The organism is Steroidobacteraceae bacterium (assembly GCA_041395505.1).
Classification (GTDB): Bacteria; Pseudomonadota; Gammaproteobacteria; order Steroidobacterales; family Steroidobacteraceae; genus JAWLAG01.
In genome coordinates this window covers 1,694,509-1,713,915 of sequence record JAWLAG010000001.1, presented here as the reverse complement: position 1 = coordinate 1,713,915, position 19,407 = coordinate 1,694,509, and the positions used below count along the sequence as shown (strand labels likewise).

The window sequence follows — 19,407 nt, the reverse complement described above, 5'->3', positions numbered from 1 at the left end:
GGGCAATGGCAATCAACCCGGCGACTGCGTGGAGGAAACGGCTGGCGGCAGCATTCGCAGGTTGGGTCAGGCGACGCCAAGGCAAGGATCGCCTGCCGCTGCAGATTACCGCCCGGCGGCTCTATATCCTGCCGACGCGCACCGGGATGGCGTTCGCCCTGCTGCTGTTCGTGATGTTATTGGCGAGTCTCAATTACTCGAACAATGTGGCTTTGTTCGCGACCTTCCTTTTTGGCGGCGTCTGGCTCGTCGCCATGCACCAATGCCACCGTAATCTGCTTGGTTTGTCGGTCGTGGCTGTCGGGGCCAAGTCGGGATTTGCCGCGAGCCAGGGTGAAATCTCGATCCATTTACACAATCACAGTGCCGCTGATCGCCACGCGCTGGTGCTCGATGCCGGCCGAGGAAACACCGCAGCAAGCAGCCTGCTGGCGGGCGAAACACTTAGCGTTGCAGTGCCGTTTTGGTATGGCGAGCGCGGACGACAGACCATCCCGAGAGTTCGCCTCGAGACTCGCTACCCCTATGGATTGTTCCGCGCCTTCACCTATTTGCATGGCGATGTCACCTACATTGCCTGGCCCAAACCCATCGAGCATGGCGCAGCCCGGGGAACCAGTCAGGCCGCCGGCGCCGTGACCGGCGGGCAGCGTCCGGGAGCCGATGATTTCTCGCACTTGCGCGATTTTCGCGAAGGCGACTCGCCACGCAGGGTTGCCTGGAGTGCCTATGCGCGCGGCGCGCCGTTGATGGTGAAAAGCTACGTCGCGGAACAGGCACAAGCAACTCTGTTCGATTTTGATGCGTTGGCGCCGATGCCAGCCGAGTTGAGGCTGCAACAGATCTGTCGATGGATTGTCGACGCACACACGATCGGGGCATCGTACCAGCTGCGAATTGGCGCAAAGATCGATCCGCCTGGGCGCGGCCTGAATCACTACCAGATCAGCCTCGATCGCCTCGGCATCTGGCCGGAGAACTTACCTTGAGCGCGCGCGCCGAATTGTCGCCGCGGCAAACGCAGTGCATCGCCCTCGCCTTCGCGATGAGCCTTCTGTTGCACTTGGATCGAATGCCGACCTGGACCATCGTCGCTGCAATCGCAGCAGTTGCATACCGCCTGGCCATGTCCGCCGACCGGGCCCGCCCACCGGGGCGCATCGCAATGCTGCTGCTGGTGCTGACATTGCTCGGCGCCGTGTTCGCGCAGTTCCGCACGTTGAATGGACTGGCCGCCGGGAGCAGCCTGCTTGGCGCAATGGGGGCCCTCAAATTGCTCGAAGCACGCACGACTCGCGATGCGCAGGTCGTGGCCGGCAGCGCCATTTTCCTGCTGCTCGCTGCCTGTCTCGACCGACAGGGAATGATACGCATGCCGCTCTACGGAGCTGTCGCATGGCTCACGCTCGCAGCGATGGCGATCGTAAGCGCGGCCGGCGCGGGCTTGTCGACCCGGGCGGCGCTTCGAATGTCCGCAAGATCAATTGGCCTCGCCTTGCCGATCGCAATCATGGGTTTTTTGTTCTTCCCGCGTATCGCAGGCTCATTCTGGGCGACACCGGGTGGCGGCGCAGCGAGCACCGGCCTCGCCGACAGCATGAGCCCGGGCTCGATCACTGAGCTGGTCGACTCCGATGCTGTCGCTTTTCGCGTGCAATTCACGGGCCGTGCCCCGCCGAGCAGCGAGTTGTACTTTCGCGGACCCGTGATGATGGACTTCGACGGCTATACGTGGCGAGCGCGCCGCGCGTCCTACATGGAACCCGCCCTGTCGTATCGAGGCCCCTCCTACTCCTACACCGTCGCATTGGAACCGCACGATCAACGTTGGTTGTTTGCACTCGAAATGCCAACGCCTCCCAGGCAACGCGGCATGCGCATGGCGGGCGCGAACGAACTGACGGCGAACGAGCCCGTCGGCAAGCCGATCAGCTATCGCCTTACTTCATACACTCGCGCAGGGAACAGCCAGACGCTGCGCTCCCTTGGACGACGTTTTTTCACGGCACTGCCGGCGGGACGCAATCCGCGCACACTCGAACTGGCGCGACGCATGCGCCGCGAAGCCGGCTCGGATCTCGCCTTCAGCGATGCGGTTCTGTCCCTGTTCGCATCGACGGGCTTCGAATACTCCCTGACACCGCCGCGCCTGGACTACAACTCGGTCGACGACTTCCTGTTCAATTCGCGGCGCGGTTTCTGCGGCCACTTCGCCTCGGCCTATGTGAGCATGATGCGGGCGGCCGGCGTGCCGGCCAGGGTCGTCACCGGATACCTCGGGGGCGAGTGGAATCCAATCGGCCGCCATTTTACCATTCGCCAGTCGGACGCACATGCCTGGGCGGAAATATGGCTCGATGCGCGCGGCTGGACCCGCGTTGACCCGACGGCGGTCGTCGCTCCCGAGCGCCTGACGCGTGGCGCAAGCGAACTCCTGAGCGACTCCGGCTCGTTCACCCAGCGGCTGGTGCTTGCCTCAACCTGGCTGCGTGGCCTGAGGCGACAATGGGACGCCGCCAACGCCTGGTGGACACAACGTATCATTGAATTCAACTCCAGTTCGCAGCGCTCCCTGTTGCAGAGTCTTGGTTTACGTGATGCGGACCTCGCCACGGCCGGCCGCATACTTGCGATCGGGTTCGTGATCTGGCTGATCGCACTTGGCGCCTGGCAGGCACGCGTACTCCTGTACCGCGGGAATGAGCCACTGCAGCGCAGTTATCGACTCCTGCTTGCGAAGCTCGCGCGCGCTGGCATCCCGATACGCGCGAGCGAATCAGCCGCTGCGCTGTCAATGCGCCTGCGGATGCAACGCCCGCAAGCCTCGGCACTGCTCGAGCAATATGCCTCGCTGCGCTATGGCAGGCCGTCTGCAACTGCGCCGTCGTTGATTGCAGGTTTCGGCCGCGCGGTCCGTCGCTATCGCGCAACGGATGCGGAAGTTGCCTGAACCACCCTGTTCGGGATCTTCAGCAGTATCGCGGCACCCATCACGAACAGCAGCAACAGCGACAGGATTGCAGCGCGGTTGCTGTGGGTCAACCAGCCAACGAGTGCCACCAGCGCCGGACCGAGCACGGTCGCAAATTTGCCCATCATGTTGTAGAACCCGAAGAATTCCGCATTCTTGCCCTGAGGCACCAGGCGAGCAAACAGTGATCTCGACAGACTCTGCACACCCCCCTGCACAAGACCGATCAGTACCGCAAGGATCACAAAACCCAGCGATGTATCGATGAAATAGGCGGAAACATTCGCGACGACGTAACCGGCCAGTGCGACCAGTACGCCATTGCGAGAGCCGATGCGCCCACCTAGCCAGCCGAAGAACATGGCTGCCGGGAAGGCCACGAATTGCGTGAGCAGGAGCGCCCCAAGCAGATCACTGGCTTCGAGCCCGATTGCGAGCCCAAAGTCGACTGCCATCTTGATGATGGTGTTGACGCCATCGATATAGAACCAATAGGCCAACAGGAACACGACGGCCTCCCGATACCGGATCACCGTCCGCACGGTCGCACCCAGCTCCGCAAAGCCCTGGCGGACGGCAGTCTTGATCGGCAGCGGCGCACCCTTGTGCTCGCGCACCCACACAGCAAGGGGAATCGAGAACAACAGCCACCACAATGCCACGGTCAGGAACGACGCGCGTACCGCATCGGCGGCGGTCGCGAGATTGAACCAATGCGGTCGCACGACCATCAGCAGGTTGAGGGCGAACAACAAGCCGCCGCCCAGATAACCCAGGGCGAAACCCAGTGCCGACACGCGATCCAGCTCCCGGTCGTTGGCAACATCGAGCATCAGTGCATCGTAGAAGACATTGGCCGCCATGAAACCGACCGATGCGGTAACGAACATCGCCGCCGCAACGCTCCAGTGGGGCTGACCGATCAGGTACAGCGCCGCCGTGGCGGCAGCCCCGATGACCGTGAACACCAGCAGCAATTTCTTTCTTGCGCCTCCTCGGTCGGCAATTGCACCCAGCACGGGCGCGAGGATCGCCACTACGAGCCCTGCGATGGCGTTGGCAACGCCGAGCCTGCCGGTACTGACGGTCGCATCGACGCCGGCGTTCCAGTACTGCTTGAAGAACGTCGGGAAAAAACCCGCCATCACTGTGGTGGCAAAAGCGGAATTGGCGAAGTCGTAAAAAGCCCAGGCCCGCACCGCGCGGATGCTGGAACGCGCCTCGGCAGGTTCACTCATGCAGGAAATGCTCGCGCGTCGGACTGAATCGCACTCGTGGGAAACGCTCCATCGCGAGCTCGAGGTTCACGCGAGTCGGCGCCAGATAGACCAGTGCGCCGGCATGATCGACAGCCATGTTGTCATGCGATCGGTTGGCAAGCTCGTCGAGTTCGCGTTGCTGGTCCGCTGCGAGCCAACGAGCCGTATAGACGTTGACGGGCTCGAATTGACAGCTGACGTTGTACTCGTCCTGGAGCCGAAATGCGACCACCTCGAACTGCAATTGGCCAACGGCCCCGAGTATAAGGTCGTTGTTGCGCATGGGCTTGAACAGCTGCGTGGCGCCTTCTTCGCACAGTTGCGCCAGTCCCTTGCCAAGCGCCTTGGCCTTCAGCGGATCCTTCAGCACCGCGCGCCGGAAGATTTCCGGCGCAAAATTGGGGATGCCGGTGAATACCAGGCGCTCGCCCTCCGAGAACGAATCACCGATATTGATCGTGCCGTGGTTGTGAAGCCCAATGATGTCGCCAGCGAACGCCTGGTCGGCATGCTGTCGATCCGCTGCCATGAAGGTGATTGCGTCATTCACGCGCACTTCCTTGCCGAGCCGCACATGGTGCATGCGCATGCCGCGATTGTACGCCCCCGAGCAGATTCGCATGAACGCGATCCTGTCGCGATGCCCCGGATCCATGTTCGCCTGGATCTTGAATACAAAGCCGCTGAGCGCGGGCTCCAATGCAGATACGGGCCGCGCGGTCGTCACGAACTCCCCTGGCGGCGGGGCGTGCATCACGAAAAACTGCAATAATTCGCGCACTCCGAAATTACTGATGGCAGAACCGAAGAAGACCGGCGTCTGACGTGCCGCGCGATATGAAGCGAGGTCAAAGGAAGCCGTCGCTCCGCGCACGAGTTCCAGTTCTTCCATGAACTGCTTCGCATCGTCACCGAGCAAATCGCCGACGGCGCTGCTCGACAGGTCCGGCAAACGCTCGAAACTCCCTGCCCGCCCTTTCGCGGCTTCGCGGTACACGTAGACGCAGTCTTCAAGCAGGTGATAAATGCCGCGCAGCGCTGAACCCATGCCAATTGGCCAGGTCACCGGTGCTGTCGCTATGCCAAGCACCTGCTCCACCTCGTCCAGCAACTCGATGGGTGCCCTGCCCGCGCGATCGAGCTTGTTGATGAACGTCATGATGGGGGTCGCACGCAAGCGACAGACTTCCATCAGTTTCACGGTCCTCTCCTCGACACCTTTTGCACAGTCGATGACCATCAACGCCGAATCGACGGCGGTCAGAGTGCGATACGTATCCTCGGAGAAATCCTCGTGCCCGGGTGTATCGAGCAGATTGACGATGCGTCCGTCGAAGGGGAATTGCATGACCGACGAGGTCACGGAAATGCCGCGCTGCTGCTCGAGCCGCATCCAGTCCGAGGTGGCGTGCCGGGCCGCCTTGCGCCCCTTGACCGTGCCAGCGAGCTGGATCGCGCCGCCGAACAGCAGCAACTTTTCGGTCAGCGTAGTCTTTCCCGCATCGGGGTGCGAAATGATGGCAAAAGTACGCCGGCGCGCGATCTCTTTTTCGAGACTGTGCATCTGCAATACCTGATCGGACTAGAAATTTTCGCCGACGGGGGACGCCGTTGACCGTGTCGCGGCTGTCTGGCCGATCGGCAGGTCGATTCGCAACAGCGCCGCGTCCTCGCGGCCGTTCCGCGCCTGATAGTAGCCGCGCCTGGTGCCAACCTGCTCGAATCCTAGTGCGGCATAAAGTCGGATTGCCGCAAGGTTGCTCGGTCGCACCTCAAGATAGGCTGCCTGCGCACCGAGCGCAGCTGCGCTGCGGAGCATTTCGTGCAGCAGCACGCGCGCGAGCCCACGGCAGCGATAGCGCTCGTCGATGCAGACATTGAGGATGTGTGCCTCACCTGCACCGACACTCATGACGCCATAGCCCACGATATGCACGTCGAACTCGAGCACACGGCAGATATAGCCGACCCTGAGGCAATCGCCGAAGATGCCGAGGGTCCATGGGAAATCGTAACTCGCCTGCTCGATGCGCATGACCTCGGCGAGGTCATCGTCCACCATGGGCCGTAGTTGCAGCTGCGGCAGCGACTGCATGGCGTCGCGCTCAGCCGCCATGCGATTTCACCGGTTGCAGCGCCGCGAGCGTGCTGCGTGCGAATTTCAGGTCCTCCCACGCCTTGCGTTTGTCTGCCGGCGAGCGCAACAGATACGCAGGGTGGTAGGTCACGACCAGCGCCGTCGCGGCGGTTCCGTAGTGATGCACACGACCGCGCAACCGCGCCAGGGGCGCGTCGGTGCGCAACAGGTGCTGCGCGGCGATCCGGCCAACGGCCAGGATGATGCGCGGCCGCAGGAGCAGGATCTGGGCATCGAGGTATGGCGTGCAACTTGCGACTTCCGCTGGCTTGGGATCGCGATTGCCGGGCGGCCGGCACTTGAGAATGTTGGCGATATAGACCGTCTCGCGCGTGAGGCCGATCGCGCCCAGCATTGCATTCAACAACTGGCCGGCACGCCCGACGAACGGTTCACCCTGGCGGTCCTCTTCCGCGCCGGGCGCCTCACCGACGATGAGCCAGTCCGCTCCCTGGTTGCCTACGCCAAAAACAGTCTGCTTCCTGCCAGCATGCAACGCGCAACGCGTGCAGGATTGCACTTGCTCGCGCAATTGAACCCAGTTGCCAGGCAATGCGGCGCTTGCAACTTCGGCATCGTCCGAAGCCGCCACCTTTGCAGCAACCGCGTCGGTAACGGGTTCAGGTGCTATCGCTGGCCGCCTGACGTGCGCCCGCCAGGCCTGGACGCCGATCGCCTGCAAATAGGCCAGGCGCCGGTTATCGGCGGCGACGCTCACGGCTCGGGTGCCACGCCGCCGCGCATGGTGCGGCGCAGGCGGCGCGCGAGCCACAACAATGGCGCCGACAGGCAGAAGGTCGCGAACATCGCCAGCAGCATCGTCGGCGGTTCGATGGCAATCATTGCGAGGAACAACGGCACGATCACCATGTAGTAGCCTTTGACACGCCGGTCCCATTCGACCTGCTTGAGACTTGGATAGGGCACGGAACTGATCATCAGCATTCCGGCACCCGCAGTCACAGCGAAGGCCAGGATCAATCCGAGCAGGCCGGGCTCGCGCCAATTATTGAAGAACCAGACAAATGCCGCCACGAACGCGGCTGCCGACGGACTTGGCAATCCCTCGAAGTAACGCTTGTCGGCCGTCGCCGCCCGGGCGTTGAATCTCGCCAGGCGCAGCGCCGCGCATACGCTGTAGAAGAAACAGGCGACCCAACCAAAACGCACCCAGGAGTGGCCGAATTCGGCAATACGCGCGATACCCCAGTGATACGCCACCAGCGAAGGCGCAATTCCGAACGCCACCATGTCGGCAAGGCTGTCGTACTCCTTGCCGAACACCGTCTCGGTGCGGGTCCAACGCGCTACCCGCCCATCCAGGCCATCGAAGAGCATTGCGATGAATATTGCCGCCGATGCCCGTGAGAAGTTGCCATCGGCCGCCGCCACCACGGAATAGAACCCGGCAAAAAGGCAGCCAGTGGTAAACAGGTTCGGCAGCAAATACATCCCGCGACGCTGTTGCGGGCCGGGCATGGGTGTTTCGGTCACATCGCCATGATAGGGGCCGATCGGCCGCGCGACAATGCACTCCGCGCTGGTATCATTGCGCCCCTTATGCGCTGGTCCCGCTACCCGATCAACACCGCGAAAGAGACGCCATCAGAAGCCGAGATCGTCAGCCACCAGCTCATGCTGCGTGCCGGCATGATTCGACGGCTGGCGGCAGGGCTCTACAGCTGGCTACCGTTTGGCTTTCGGGTCATGCGCAAGGTCGAGGCGATCGTGCGCGAGGAAATGGATCGTGCCGGCGCCCTGGAGCTGATCATGCCAGCCATCCAGCCGGCCGAACTGTGGCGTGAATCGGGGCGCTGGGAGCAATATGGACCGGAGTTGCTGCGCCTTCGCGACCGGCACGACCGGGAGTTCTGCGTCGGGCCGACGCATGAGGAAGTGATCACCGATATCGCCCGGCGCGAACTGCAAAGCTACCGGCAGCTGCCTGTCAACTTCTACCAGATCCAGACGAAGTTCCGAGATGAAATCCGGCCGCGATTCGGCGTCATGCGCGCGCGCGAGTTCGTCATGAAAGACGCTTACTCTTTCCACCAGGATGAAGAATCGCTGCGCCAGGGTTACGTGGCGATGCACGACGCCTATACGCGCATATTCACGAGGCTCGGCCTGCGCTTTCGAGCGGTCGCGGCCGACAGCGGCGCAATCGGCGGCAATGTCTCGCAGGAGTTCCATGTCCTGGCCGACTCGGGCGAAGACGCCATTGCCTGGTGCCCCGGTGATGACTACGCCGCCAATCTGGAGACCGTCCCCCTGCCCGCCGCCGAGGCCCGCCCGCCTGCTCCAACAGAGGCCATGCGCGAGGTCGCGACACCGGGAGCGGGCAGCATCGAGGATGTTGCCGCAATGCTGCGCATCGATCGCAGCCGCCTGCTCAAGACCCTGCTCGTCGAGGCGCGCAACGGCGGCGTCGTTGCGTTGCTGCTGCGCGGCGACCACGAACTCAATCTGTTGAAGGCACAGAAGCACCAGTCGCTTGCGACACCGCTTCGTTTTGCCAGTGCCGAGCGCATTCGCGAGTGCTGCGGCGCACCGCCGGGTTTTATCGGGCCGGTAGGACTTGCGCTGCCCTGCATCGCCGACTACAGCGTCGCAGGTCTCAGTGATTTCGTCTGCGGCGCCAATCGCGCCGACCTGCACCTTGCGGGTGTGAATTGGCGCCGCGACCTGCCTCTGCCCGAGCTTGCGGACCTTCGCAATGCAGTGGACGGCGATCCCAGCCCGGGCGGCGGCGGCCCGCTGTCCATCATGCGTGGTATTGAAGTAGGTCACATATTCCAGCTCGGATGCAAGTACAGCGACGCAATGGCGGCTACGGTACTTGCTGAGAACGGACAGAAGGTCACTCTCTACATGGGTTGTTACGGCATTGGTGTGACGCGGATCGTCGCCGCTGCGATCGAGCAGAATCATGATGAGCGCGGCATCATCTGGCCGGACGCAATTGCCCCGTTCAATGTGGTGTTGACGCCGATCAACATGGACCGTTCGGCCGATGTGCGGGCGGCAGCCGATGAGTTGTATGCCGCGCTCGTAGCAAAGGGAATCGACACGTTGCTCGACGATCGCGATGCGCGTCCGGGCGTGAAATTCGCGGATGCCGAGTTGCTGGGCATTCCGCACCGAATCGTGATCGGCGATCGTGGCTTGAAGAGCGGCAAATTGGAATATCGCCATCGACGAGACAGTCAAAGTCAGGACATCGACCGCAATGGCATCGTGCAATTCATTTGCGAGCGTATTGGCACGCACTAGTTTCGCGCTGTTGCTCGCCCTGCCCGCGGCCGCGAATGCCGACCAACAGCGCGACGCCGCGCTGCGTCCGGTCGTGGCAGCAGCCATCCACGAAGCGAAGTGCTTCGCCGACAGTTTCGACTCCGCTGTCTGGTACAAGATGATGGAGCCGCGACTGCGCAAGGCGGTCGCCGATGAGGCCGAACGCACCGAGATCCTGCAGCAGGTGTTCTGCGAGGCGCACCGGCCCAACGAACTGCGCGTGCCGCCGGGTCTGCTCATGGCCATCATCGACATCGAAAGCCGCTTCAACCGCTGGGCGGTCTCCTACGCCGGCGCCGTCGGCCTCATGCAGGTCATGCCTTTCTGGCCCGAGCAGCTGGGCATGCGCCGCCACGAACTCGTGCGCGTCGGCCCGAACATTCGCATGGGAGCAGCCATCCTGCGCTATTACCTGCGCATCGAGCGAAATGACGTGCAGCGCGCACTGGCGCGCTATAACGGCAGTGTCGGACGGCGTTGGTATTCGGACAAGGTCATACAGCGCTGGTCGTACTGGAATGGCGCCGACGATCTCGGCAGCCCTGAGGCCAGCGTGAGCGCCATCAGGAAGTAACGAAGCGCCCGCTTTGCATCTGTGTTGCGAGCGTGCCTGCGTCAGCCTGTAATTCGACTGCCGTAACACGCGCAGCGCCCGGTCCTCGCCACAACCATTTCTCGAACTCATCGAGCACAGCCGCCTCGCCGCCCGCCAGCACCTCGACCGACCCGTCGGCCAGATTGCGGGCGTGACCGCATACGCCCAGACGCAGCGCTTCGCGGGCTGTACTCGCACGGTAGAAAACGCCCTGCACGCGGCCCTTCACGATATAGCGACGTACGATCACCAGACAATGGTTCTATGCAACTTGACCCGGCGTCAAGTGAACTACAATTGTCGCGCCCGCCCGCAACCGAGGTGCAATCTTGGCCAAAATACTCGTGCTCTACTATTCACGCAGCGGCGCCACCGCGGCGCTGGCGCGCCAGATCTGTCGCGGCATCGAAACCATCACCGATGCCGAGGCGATATTGCGCACCGTCGCGCCGGTCTCTGCCGACAATGAACGTCCGGTCAAGCCGGTGCCGGGCGACGGGCCGCCCTACGCGACGCATGACGATCTGCGTCGCGCGGATGGCTTGGCACTCGGTAGTCCGACACGCCTTGGCAACATGGCGGCGCCACTCAAATACTTCATAGACGGTCTCGGTCCGCTCTGGTTCGAAGGTGCCCTGGTGGGTAAACCTGCGGCCGTATTCTCCGCTTCGCAGTCGATGCACGGCGGCAATGAAACGACGCTGCTCAGCATGATGTTGCCGCTATTTCACCATGGCATGCTGCTACTCGGCGTGCCATACACGGAGACCGCGCTGAACGAAACGCGAAGCGGTGGTACCCCGTATGGCGCAACTCACGTTTCGGGCGTGGCGGCGGCGAAAGGAGCGCTCAGCGAACACGAGGCGCAGATTGCAAAGGCACTCGGCGCGCGGCTCGCCGAGATGGCTGTCAAACTTCGTGACCGCGCCGGTGCAACACTTCACGAATGAACGGCACGGTGATGCGCCGCTGCATTTCCAGCGAAGCTGAGTCCAGCGTATCGAGCAACTCGAACAAGCTCGGCAAGTCGCGCGGCAGTCGTGCAAGCAGGTAATCGAGCGTCTCATCAGGCAGCGCGAAACCGCGATGCCCGGCATGGAGCTTCAGGGCAGCGGCGCGACCACGGTCATCGAGCGGGCGTAGCCTCAATACCTGGCTCGCGGACATGCGCGAGGCGAGGTCGGCCAGACCCCAGCGCAGTCCGCGCGGTGGCGCCTCGGCGCTCACAAGCAAACCGCCTGCCGCATCTTCGAGTTCGCGATAGGCCGTGAACAACCAGCGTTCGAATCGGGCATCGCCCACCCGAGCGTCGATGTCATCGACTATGACGAGTCGCGTCCGGCCAGCCAGTGGCCCGGGCAGCATGTCGGGATCCGAGCCGCGAATCAGCGTCGCGCTCTCGCCGCCCGCCGCCGCGGTTGCCTGCAGCAGGTGGCTGCGCCCGCAGCCGGGCGGGCCCCACAGCCACAGCGCCAGACGTTCGCCTCCGGCGAGCTGCTGGCAACGAGCGAGCGCTTCGGCATTTTCGCCGGCATGAAAATTGGCGAACACGCGACTGCCCGCGCGTGCGACCGCCAGTGCGAGCTGTTTCACGACCGCCCTGCGCTCAGAGCGTCGCGGCCGGCGCGCGCCAGGCGCGACCCACGAAGCGCGCCAGATAATCGATGCCGGAGGCGATGGAGAGCACGAACGCAAACACGAACAACGCGTCCTGCAGTTCGCGCGGCGGCCAATGCCATGCGGCCGCCAGGATGGCAGCCACCAGGCAGGAGAACTGAACCAGCGTATTGATCTTGCTGACTATGGTGGGTCGGCCATGCAGCGGCCCGAACCACAGGCGATAGACGAGCGCACCCAATCCGATGATGAAATCCCGCGCCACGGCGGCGACCGTGAGCCACCACGGAATGAGCCCATTCCAGGTCGCCACGACGAATACCGTGACCAGCAACAGCTTGTCCGCCAACGGATCGAGAAACCTTCCGAGGTCGGACGCCCAGCCGAACCGCTTGGCGAGGAAACCGTCCAGCCCGTCCGAAATCGCTGCGACGAGGAACAGAACCACGACACGCACGTGTTCGCCCGCCTGCAGGGACAGGACGATCGGCCAGATCAGCGCGATGCGCAGCAGGCAGATGAGATTAGGCAGGTGCTTCACGTTGGCGGATCCGACCCTTGCCGCCAATATTACCAGAGCACCTGTCCGGCGATCCCGAATCCCTGCCGCGATGCAGCCGACGTTTGTACAATAGCGCCGCCCGAATGCCGCGCCTTCGGGCGCCCCGGACTACAACCGCAAAGGCCGACGTGACAACACCGAAGAACCTGAGCTATCGCGACGCAGGTGTCGACATCGATGCCGGCGATGCGCTGGTCGAACGCATCAAACCCGCCGCGCGCAGTACGTTGCGCCCCGAGGTCATGGGCGGACTTGGCGGATTTGGCGCGCTGGTCCGAGTTCCACTCGAGCGCTTCCGCGAGCCGGTCCTGGTCTCGGGAACCGACGGCGTCGGTACCAAACTGCGCCTCGCTATCGATCACAACCGCCACGGCAGCATCGGCATCGATCTGGTCGCCATGTGCGCCAACGATGTCGCGGTCTGCGGTGCCGAACCGCTGTTCTTTCTCGACTACTACGCCACGGCGAGGCTCGACGTCGACGTCGCGGCCGATGTGATCCATGGCATCGCCGAAGGCTGCAAACGGGCCGGCGCCGCCCTGGTTGGCGGCGAGACCGCGGAAATGCCGGGCATGTACCAGCGTGGCGATTACGACCTCGCCGGATTCTGCGTCGGCATCGTAGAGCGCAGCGCCATCATCGATGGCTCCAAAGTCGCTGCAGGAGACCTCGTCATCGGTCTCGCTTCCTCCGGCCCGCACTCGAATGGGTATTCGCTGATTCGCAAGGTCCTCGAAGTCGGCAACCACGATCCGCACCAGGATCTTGCAGGCCGCCGCCTCATCGATCGACTCCTCGAGCCGACCCGCATCTACACCCGCTCAATGCTCGCAATAGCGCGGCAACTGCCGGTGCATGGATTCGCGCACATCACGGGGGGTGGGCTCACCGAGAACATTCCGCGCGTGCTGCCAGCGAGCCTCGATGCGCGTCTTGACCGCAGTGCCTGGCCCGCAAATCCGCTATTCGATTGGTTAGCGCGCAACGGCAATATTGCAACAGGCGAAATGTACCGCACCTTCAATTGCGGCATCGGCATGGTGTGCATCGTCGCGCCGGGCGACGCATCGCGCGCGGTCGAACTGCTCGTTGACGAAGGCGAAGATGCGCGAATCATCGGCCAGGTCGCGCCCGGCAATGGCTCGGTGATCATCACCGAATGAGCGCGAGCAGTAGCTGCCGCCTGGCCGTGCTGATTTCGGGCCGCGGCAGCAACATGCTCGCGATCGCACATGGCTGCCAGAGCGGCGATATTGCGGCGCGGGTCGTGCTGGTCATTGCAGATCGGGATGCGACCGGCATCGCAGCCGCCCGAGCGCAGGGTCTTGCCACGGCGATACTGCGGCCCGAGCCTCACCAGAGCCGCGAGGAATTCGACCGTCGCCTCGCGCGGGCAATCGACGAACATGCGCCGGATTATCTTGTGCTCGCGGGTTTCATGCGCATACTGTCAAGCCAATTCGTCGAGCATTACAGGCATCGTCTGCTCAACATCCACCCTTCGCTGCTGCCGGCACTGCCTGGACTGCATACGCACCGGCGTGCACTGTCCGAGCGCCTCGCGCATCACGGCGCCAGCGTCCACCTCGTAACGGCGGAACTCGATGCCGGACCGGTATTGCGCCAGGGACGTCTCGTCGTATCGAAGAATGACACCGAGCAAAGCCTTTCAGCGCGTGTTCAGGCTATTGAGCACATTATTTACCCACGAGTGCTGGCGCAGCTTGCGAGCGGGCGATTGCAGATTTCGGGCGATCGACCCACACTCGATGGCAAGGTGCTGACCTCGCCGCCTTTAGAGGAGTTCTAGGAATGCAGCAAGTGCCGGTGATCGGCAAGGGTCCCAGGGTCGCGGCAGCACTGCTGCTCAGCGCCGGCTGTTGTGCCGGGTCCGCGTTTGCTGCGCCCGCAATCAACCCCTTCGAGGCAAGTTATACGGTCGAGTGGAAAGGACTCAATGCCGGATCGACCTTTATCCGTCTGCAACGCGAAAGCGATGGCCGTTTCCTTTACAGCACCACCAATCGCGCGCGCGGAATTTTTCGGCTTATCGTCCCGGACGCCATCGAACAGACCTCGAAACTGGAAATAACCGCCAGTGGCGTTCGACCATTCGCCTACCACGCAGAAACCGGCAAGGCAAAGGCCGAAAAATCCATCGATCTCGCATTCGACTGGACCAAGAAACGCATCACCGGCCAGGCTGAAGGTGAAACTGTCGACCTGCCACTGCCGGACGCTGCGCAGGATCCGTTGTCGAACCAGATCGCGCTCATCTGGGCGATGCAAATGGGCCAGGCGCCGACCGACTACGTGCTGGTGGACAAGAACCGCGCCAATCCCTACGTTTATGAGAATGAGGGTCCGACCCGATTGCGCACCAGTATTGGCGAACTCGATACCGTGGTAATAGCAAGCCACAAGCCGGACTCCGATCGCGTCACCCGGCTATGGCTCGCGCCTTCGCTTGGCTACGTTCCTGTCCGCGCCGATCGGCGGCGGGGCCGTTCGGTCGAATGGGCCATGATGATCCGCAGCTTCACCCAGAGCGAGTCGCGCTGAGCGGCAGCTGCGCAAACCCCGGCGCTGCGGTCGCTATGTTTTCGGCAGGGTGACTCCGCGCTGGCGCATGTACTTGCCGCCGCGGTCCCGATAGGACGTCTCGCAGATCTCGTCGGATTCGAAGAACAACATCTGTGCGACTCCCTCGTTGGCGTAGATCTTGGCCGGCAGTGGCGTCGTGTTGGAAAACTCGAGTGTCACATGCCCTTCCCACTCCGGCTCAAGTGGCGTGACATTCACGATGATTCCACAGCGCGCATAGGTGGATTTGCCGAGGCAGACTGTCAGCACACTGCGTGGAATCCTGAAATACTCGACGGTTCTTGCAAGCGCGAACGAGTTCGGCGGAATGACGCAAACGTCGGCAGCGATATCGACAAAGCTCTTGGCATCGAACTCCTTGGGATCGACAATGGTCGAATTGATGTTGGTGAAAATCTTGAATTCCGCCGCGCAGCGCACGTCATAACCATAGCTCGACGTGCCGAAGGACACGATGCGCCGGCCATCTACTTCGCGCACCTGTGCGGCGGCGAATGGCTCGATCATGCCGTGTTGCTCTGCCATGCGCCTGATCCATCGATCCGACTTGATGCTCATACCGTCAACCTTTCTCAACGACTACCTTGCCGAACAAACGCCCGCGATCGATTGGACGCAATGACAGATGCGCCGCAGCGCGCCTTGCGATGTCGACGAAAGCGCGCGCATGTGCCGATGCGGGTTCCGACGCGACCCCCGGCTGGCCCGCATCGAGAAGCCTGCCGATACGTGGATCGATGGGTACCTGGCCCAGCAGCGGCAATTGGTACTTCTGCGCCATCTCAGCCCCGCCACGGCTGCCGAAAATGTCCTCGTGGTGCCCGCAGTTCGCGCAGGTGTAACCACTCATGTTCTCGACGATTCCGAGCACCGGAACGCCCACTTTTTCGAACATCCTGTATCCCTTGCGCGCGTCGGCGAGCGCGACGTCCTGCGGCGTGGTGACGATTATCGCTCCGGCAACGGCGACTTTCTGCGCAAGCGTCAATTGCAGATCGCCCGTACCGGGCGGCAGATCAACGATCAGGTAATCGAGTTCGCCCCAGCGCGTCTGGTTCAGCAATTGCTGCAGCGCCGAAGTGACCATCGGCCCGCGCCAGATCATGGGCTGCTCGTTGTCGACGAGAAAACCTATCGACATCGCCGCCACACCATGCGCCCGCAAGGGCTCGATCATCTTGCCGTCATCCGAGGATGGCCGCTCGCCTTGCAGACCAAGCATCAGGGGCTGGCTCGGCCCATAGATATCCGCATCGAGCAACCCCACACGCGCACCATCGCGTGCCAGCGCAATCGCCAGATTGACCGCGACCGTTGACTTGCCGACGCCACCTTTGGCGGAGGCGACCGCAATGATGTTGCTAATGCCTGGCACGCGTTCGACTCCACGTTGCACGGCATGCGCGGCGATTCCCGGCGTGAGCTGGATCGCAACCGGCTCACTCACGCCCGCTTCCGCGATAGCCGCCGCAATTGCTGCGATCAGGCCCTCCCGCTGATCGCCGACGGGATAGCCCAGGACAATATTGACCGACCATTGACCTTTGGAAGATGTGACCTGGATCGCACGTTTGGCGTCAGCGAAGCTGCAACCGAGATTCGGATCGTTGACTTGCCCCACCGCAGCGCAAATCCGGGATTCGATATCAGGCATTTCCAGCGGACCTCACCACAGCGGGGCAGCCAAACGGGCCGGCATGGTAGCAAATTGCGGCCTGGCTCCGGCGGCCCGGAGCCCGCCTATGGCATACTTTAGGGTCGGTTGAATTGCGTCAGGCGCGGGTAAAGACGTCCGCAGCCTGTGACGGAGAGTGTCGGATTGGCGCAGCGCAGTGCTGTCAAAGTTAATGCGGGAAGGAACGGTCAGCAATGGCGTTCCTAGCAGGCCTGCGGGCGGAGAAAATCGTCGCCGAGTTGCGCGCGACCCACGACCCCGCAAGCCCGGCGAGCCAAAAGGCCATCGCCAAGCTCAGATCCCTCGGATCGGGGGCGATAGAAACCATCCTGGCCGCCCTGCCCGATGCTGACAAGTCGGCCACGATCGCGCTGGTCGAGGCTTTGACGGGACTGCTCGATCAGAAGTCGTTTCCGCTCTATGTGCAGGCGCTGGTGCACGGCAGCCCGCGTGTCATTGCCGGTATTGCGTGGGCACTGTCCAGCAGTCGCAATTATCCACCCCATCTGCTGCTTGATGCGCTCACGACCGACGGCATCAGCCGCTCCGCGCTTCTTGATGTCATCAGCGCGCAGAAGCAGCGATTTGGGCTACGCGAGCTGCTGAACGCCGCCTACCAGCAGGAGCCGAATGAAAAAGCAGCGCTTTTTCGCATCATCGGCGAGATGGCGGACGCCGATGCGCTGCCGGAACTCATCGGCCGGTTGCAAGGCAAGGATCCAATCGCCCGGATCCACATCATCAACATTCTCTCGCGATTCAATCGCCCGGGTGTCCAGCAGGCGCTCGAGAGCCAGCTCAAGGATCCGAACAAGCTGGTTCGCAGCGCCGCGCTCTCGGCCATGCAGCGAATGGATGGACCGATCGATGCGCGCAACGTGTGCGAACTGCTGCGGGATCCGGAGATCGAGGTCCAGAACAAGGCGATCGATGTCGTCATCAAGGCGAACGATCCGGAAACGATCAAATTCCTGATTCCCGTGCTCAAGGACGAAAACGAGTACTCGCGTCGGGCGGCGGTCGAGGTCCTCAACGAAATCGGGACTGCCAAGACGGTCAAGCATCTTCTCGGTGTCATCTCCGATGATGACTGGTGGGTACGCAGCCGCGCGGCCGACGCACTCGGCAAGATCGGCGGCCCCAAGGTGGTCGATGCCGTGCTGCAGCTGGTGCGCGACCAGGATGAGAACATACGCCGCTCCGCAATCGAAATCCTCAACCAGACCAAGGACGAACGCGCCGTCGGCCAGCTCATCGAGGCGACCAAGGACTCCGACTGGTGGGTCAGCGAGCGCGCGGTGGATGCGCTCGCGGAAATTGGCAGCAAGCGGGCCCTGCCGCGCCTTCTGGAGATGCTGGGTGGTGCCGACCGAACCATACCTGTCGTGGCCCGCGCCATCGGCAAGCTCGGTGATCACAAGAGCATCGACGCATTGCTGCCGCTACTGAACCGGCCGGAGAAGGAAATTCGCGTCGAAGCCATCCAGGCGATCACCAAGCTGACGGACGAGCGCCGCTCAGAGCATGTACGCCTGCAGTTGCAGGCGCAGGCGGCAACCCCTGACGCGACAATTGCCCAAGCGGCGGCAGCGGCGCTGTCGGAACTTGACGATCGCTTCGCATCCGGGTTGACCATGGCGCCACCGGCACCGGGCACGGCAACTCGCGCTGCCCCGCCTGGTGCGGCGGGTACGATTCGCACGCCGGCACCGCCAATGGCGGGCGAGGCGACGCCGCGCCCACCGCTCGAAAGCACCATGCCACCGCCACAGCCTGCACGTACTGTAATGATGTCCGACTCCGCGGTGGCGAAGGTGGTTCGCGATGCGGAGAAATCCGCTCAGAAGCAGCTCGACATCTCCGTGCTGAAACCCGGCGAGATCATCGAAGGCCGTTACAAATTCATCGAGCGCATCGGCCGCGGCGCCTTCGGTACCGTGTTATTGATGGAAGATACCGTTGTCGATGAGCGCCTGATCCTCAAGTTCCTCAATCCGAATGTGTCCCAGGATGAGGAAATGATGAAGCGCTTCGTGCACGAGCTGCGTTACTCGCGCAAGATCACGCATCGTAACGTCATCCGGATCTACGACTTCCTGTTCATCCAGGGCATCTATGCCATTTCGATGGAGTACTTCCCGTCGCATACGCTCGGAAGCGAGATCGTCAATGAGCAGCCGATGCCACTGCCGCGAGCACTCGGGTTCGCGATCGACATCTGCACGGGCATGGCGGTCGCCCACCAGGTCGGTATCGTGCATCGCGATCTCAAGCCCGCCAACGTGCTGATCAACAACGAGGGCCTGCTGAAGATCGTCGATTTCGGCGTCGCAGCCGCCCAGCGCGAGGGGGACACGCAGCTGACCAAGACCGGTTACGTGATCGGCTCACCGAAGTACATGGCGCCTGAGCAGATTCTCGGGAAGCGCGTCGACCATCGCGCCGACGTATACGCCACCGGCGTCATCCTCTACGAAATGATCACCGGGGTACCACCCTATTCGCGGGGCGACCACATGTCCGTCATGTACCAGCACGTACAGGGCAAGGCGCGGCCGCCGCAGGAGATCAACAAGAACCTGCCTCCGGGTCTCGCCGATCTCACCATGCGCTCGATGGCGGTGGATCTTGCCAAGCGGCCGCAATCCATGGACGAAATGCGGTTAGAATTGGAGAAGTACAAGGCTGGTTGA

19 protein-coding genes are annotated in these 19,407 nt (G+C 62.7%); 9 read left to right on the top strand and 10 right to left on the bottom strand.

Features of this window, described 5'->3' with window-relative positions; genetic code table 11:
• Nucleotides 1–5 precede the first annotated feature (5 nt).
• Nucleotides 6–989 (top strand): DUF58 domain-containing protein, encoded by a 984-nt coding sequence (locus tag R3E77_07815; protein MEZ5499321.1) that lies wholly within the window; start codon nt 6–8, stop codon nt 987–989.
• Complete coding sequence (locus R3E77_07810; GenBank protein ID MEZ5499320.1) at nt 986–2,950, top strand: DUF3488 and transglutaminase-like domain-containing protein; 1,965 nt, start codon at nt 986–988, stop codon at nt 2,948–2,950. The genes R3E77_07815 and R3E77_07810 overlap by 4 nt, the downstream gene beginning before the upstream one ends.
• On the opposite strand, the gene R3E77_07805 is transcribed toward R3E77_07810, so the two are convergent.
• The 5 genes from R3E77_07805 to pssA are packed head-to-tail and all read right to left on the bottom strand — an operon-like array spanning nt 2,920 to nt 7,861.
• Entirely contained in the window at nt 2,920–4,209 is a 1,290-nt protein-coding gene (locus R3E77_07805; protein MEZ5499319.1) for an MFS transporter, read from the bottom strand. The genes R3E77_07810 and R3E77_07805 overlap by 31 nt on opposite strands.
• Complete coding sequence (locus tag R3E77_07800; GenBank protein ID MEZ5499318.1) at nt 4,202–5,794, bottom strand: peptide chain release factor 3; 1,593 nt, start codon at nt 5,792–5,794, stop codon at nt 4,202–4,204. The genes R3E77_07805 and R3E77_07800 overlap by 8 nt, the downstream gene beginning before the upstream one ends.
• An 18-nt stretch (nt 5,795–5,812) precedes the next feature.
• On the bottom strand, nt 5,813–6,346 hold the full coding sequence (gene rimI, locus R3E77_07795) for a ribosomal protein S18-alanine N-acetyltransferase (GenBank protein ID MEZ5499317.1): 534 nt from the start codon (nt 6,344–6,346) through the stop codon (nt 5,813–5,815).
• Nucleotides 6,336–7,085, bottom strand: a complete 750-nt coding sequence (locus tag R3E77_07790; GenBank protein MEZ5499316.1) for a uracil-DNA glycosylase — start codon at nt 7,083–7,085, stop codon at nt 6,336–6,338. The genes rimI and R3E77_07790 overlap by 11 nt, the downstream gene beginning before the upstream one ends.
• Nucleotides 7,082–7,861, bottom strand: coding sequence for a CDP-diacylglycerol--serine O-phosphatidyltransferase (gene pssA / locus R3E77_07785; protein ID MEZ5499315.1), 780 nt, complete (start codon nt 7,859–7,861; stop codon nt 7,082–7,084). The genes R3E77_07790 and pssA overlap by 4 nt, the downstream gene beginning before the upstream one ends.
• Nucleotides 7,862–7,927: 66 nt before the next feature.
• Between pssA and R3E77_07780 the strand changes: the two genes are divergently transcribed.
• Entirely contained in the window at nt 7,928–9,640 is a 1,713-nt protein-coding gene (locus R3E77_07780; protein MEZ5499314.1) for a proline--tRNA ligase, read from the top strand.
• Complete coding sequence (locus R3E77_07775; GenBank protein MEZ5499313.1) at nt 9,597–10,235, top strand: lytic transglycosylase domain-containing protein; 639 nt, start codon at nt 9,597–9,599, stop codon at nt 10,233–10,235. Before R3E77_07780 ends, R3E77_07775 begins: the two co-directional genes overlap by 44 nt.
• Here R3E77_07775 and R3E77_07770 read toward each other — a convergent pair.
• Nucleotides 10,225–10,506, bottom strand: coding sequence for an acylphosphatase (locus R3E77_07770; GenBank protein ID MEZ5499312.1), 282 nt, complete (start codon nt 10,504–10,506; stop codon nt 10,225–10,227). The two genes, R3E77_07775 and R3E77_07770, sit on opposite strands and share 11 nt — an antisense overlap.
• 79 nt (nt 10,507–10,585) lie before the next feature.
• Here R3E77_07770 and wrbA point away from each other — a divergent pair, with 79 nt between their 5' ends.
• Complete coding sequence (wrbA, locus tag R3E77_07765) at nt 10,586–11,206, top strand: NAD(P)H:quinone oxidoreductase (protein ID MEZ5499311.1); 621 nt, start codon at nt 10,586–10,588, stop codon at nt 11,204–11,206.
• Here the strand turns inward: wrbA and hda are convergent.
• Together hda and R3E77_07755 are read right to left on the bottom strand one after the other, a co-directional pair.
• Nucleotides 11,166–11,849, bottom strand: a complete 684-nt coding sequence (gene hda, locus R3E77_07760) for a DnaA regulatory inactivator Hda (protein ID MEZ5499310.1) — start codon at nt 11,847–11,849, stop codon at nt 11,166–11,168. The genes wrbA and hda overlap by 41 nt on opposite strands.
• Before the next feature lie 13 nt (nt 11,850–11,862).
• The gene (locus R3E77_07755; protein MEZ5499309.1) at nt 11,863–12,414 is read right to left on the bottom strand and encodes a CDP-alcohol phosphatidyltransferase family protein; all 552 of its coding nucleotides are present in this window, start codon (nt 12,412–12,414) and stop codon (nt 11,863–11,865) included.
• A gap of 149 nt (nt 12,415–12,563) precedes the next feature.
• Here R3E77_07755 and purM point away from each other — a divergent pair, with 149 nt between their 5' ends.
• From purM to R3E77_07740, 3 genes are read left to right on the top strand one after another with little or no spacing between them, the layout of a single operon-like run.
• A complete protein-coding gene (gene purM / locus R3E77_07750; GenBank protein ID MEZ5499308.1) occupies nt 12,564–13,598 on the top strand; it encodes a phosphoribosylformylglycinamidine cyclo-ligase in 1,035 nt (344 codons plus the stop codon).
• Entirely contained in the window at nt 13,595–14,245 is a 651-nt protein-coding gene (gene purN / locus R3E77_07745) for a phosphoribosylglycinamide formyltransferase (protein MEZ5499307.1), read from the top strand. The genes purM and purN overlap by 4 nt, the downstream gene beginning before the upstream one ends.
• Before the next feature lie 2 nt (nt 14,246–14,247).
• Nucleotides 14,248–14,997 (top strand): DUF3108 domain-containing protein, encoded by a 750-nt coding sequence (locus R3E77_07740; protein ID MEZ5499306.1) that lies wholly within the window; start codon nt 14,248–14,250, stop codon nt 14,995–14,997.
• Nucleotides 14,998–15,030: 33 nt separating this feature from the next.
• Here R3E77_07740 and dcd read toward each other — a convergent pair whose 3' ends face one another.
• The gene (gene dcd / locus R3E77_07735; protein MEZ5499305.1) at nt 15,031–15,597 is read right to left on the bottom strand and encodes a dCTP deaminase; all 567 of its coding nucleotides are present in this window, start codon (nt 15,595–15,597) and stop codon (nt 15,031–15,033) included.
• Nucleotides 15,598–15,601: 4 nt separating this feature from the next.
• Nucleotides 15,602–16,693, bottom strand: coding sequence for an iron-sulfur cluster carrier protein ApbC (gene apbC, locus R3E77_07730; GenBank protein MEZ5499304.1), 1,092 nt, complete (start codon nt 16,691–16,693; stop codon nt 15,602–15,604).
• 215 nt (nt 16,694–16,908) lie between these two features.
• On the opposite strand from apbC, the gene R3E77_07725 reads away from it, so the two are divergent.
• Entirely contained in the window at nt 16,909–19,407 is a 2,499-nt protein-coding gene (locus R3E77_07725) for a HEAT repeat domain-containing protein (GenBank protein ID MEZ5499303.1), read from the top strand.

What these genes read in the sequence shown, in the direction of transcription:
- R3E77_07740 (MEZ5499306.1), top strand. Translation starts at nt 14,248, where the DNA reads ATGCAGCAAGTGCCGGTGATCGGCAAGGGTCCCAGGGTCGCGGCAGCA.
- R3E77_07800 (MEZ5499318.1), bottom strand. Translation starts at nt 5,794, where the DNA reads ATGCACAGTCTCGAAAAAGAGATCGCGCGCCGGCGTACTTTTGCCATC.
- R3E77_07780 (MEZ5499314.1), top strand. Translation starts at nt 7,928, where the DNA reads ATGCGCTGGTCCCGCTACCCGATCAACACCGCGAAAGAGACGCCATCA.
- R3E77_07805 (MEZ5499319.1), bottom strand. Translation starts at nt 4,209, where the DNA reads ATGAGTGAACCTGCCGAGGCGCGTTCCAGCATCCGCGCGGTGCGGGCC.
- R3E77_07815 (MEZ5499321.1), top strand. Translation starts at nt 6, where the DNA reads ATGGCAATCAACCCGGCGACTGCGTGGAGGAAACGGCTGGCGGCAGCA.
- R3E77_07775 (MEZ5499313.1), top strand. Translation starts at nt 9,597, where the DNA reads ATGGCATCGTGCAATTCATTTGCGAGCGTATTGGCACGCACTAGTTTC.
- purN (MEZ5499307.1), top strand. Translation starts at nt 13,595, where the DNA reads ATGAGCGCGAGCAGTAGCTGCCGCCTGGCCGTGCTGATTTCGGGCCGC.
- dcd (MEZ5499305.1), bottom strand. Translation starts at nt 15,597, where the DNA reads ATGAGCATCAAGTCGGATCGATGGATCAGGCGCATGGCAGAGCAACAC.
- apbC (MEZ5499304.1), bottom strand. Translation starts at nt 16,693, where the DNA reads ATGCCTGATATCGAATCCCGGATTTGCGCTGCGGTGGGGCAAGTCAAC.
- R3E77_07725 (MEZ5499303.1), top strand. Translation starts at nt 16,909, where the DNA reads ATGGCGTTCCTAGCAGGCCTGCGGGCGGAGAAAATCGTCGCCGAGTTG.
- rimI (MEZ5499317.1), bottom strand. Translation starts at nt 6,346, where the DNA reads ATGGCGGCTGAGCGCGACGCCATGCAGTCGCTGCCGCAGCTGCAACTA.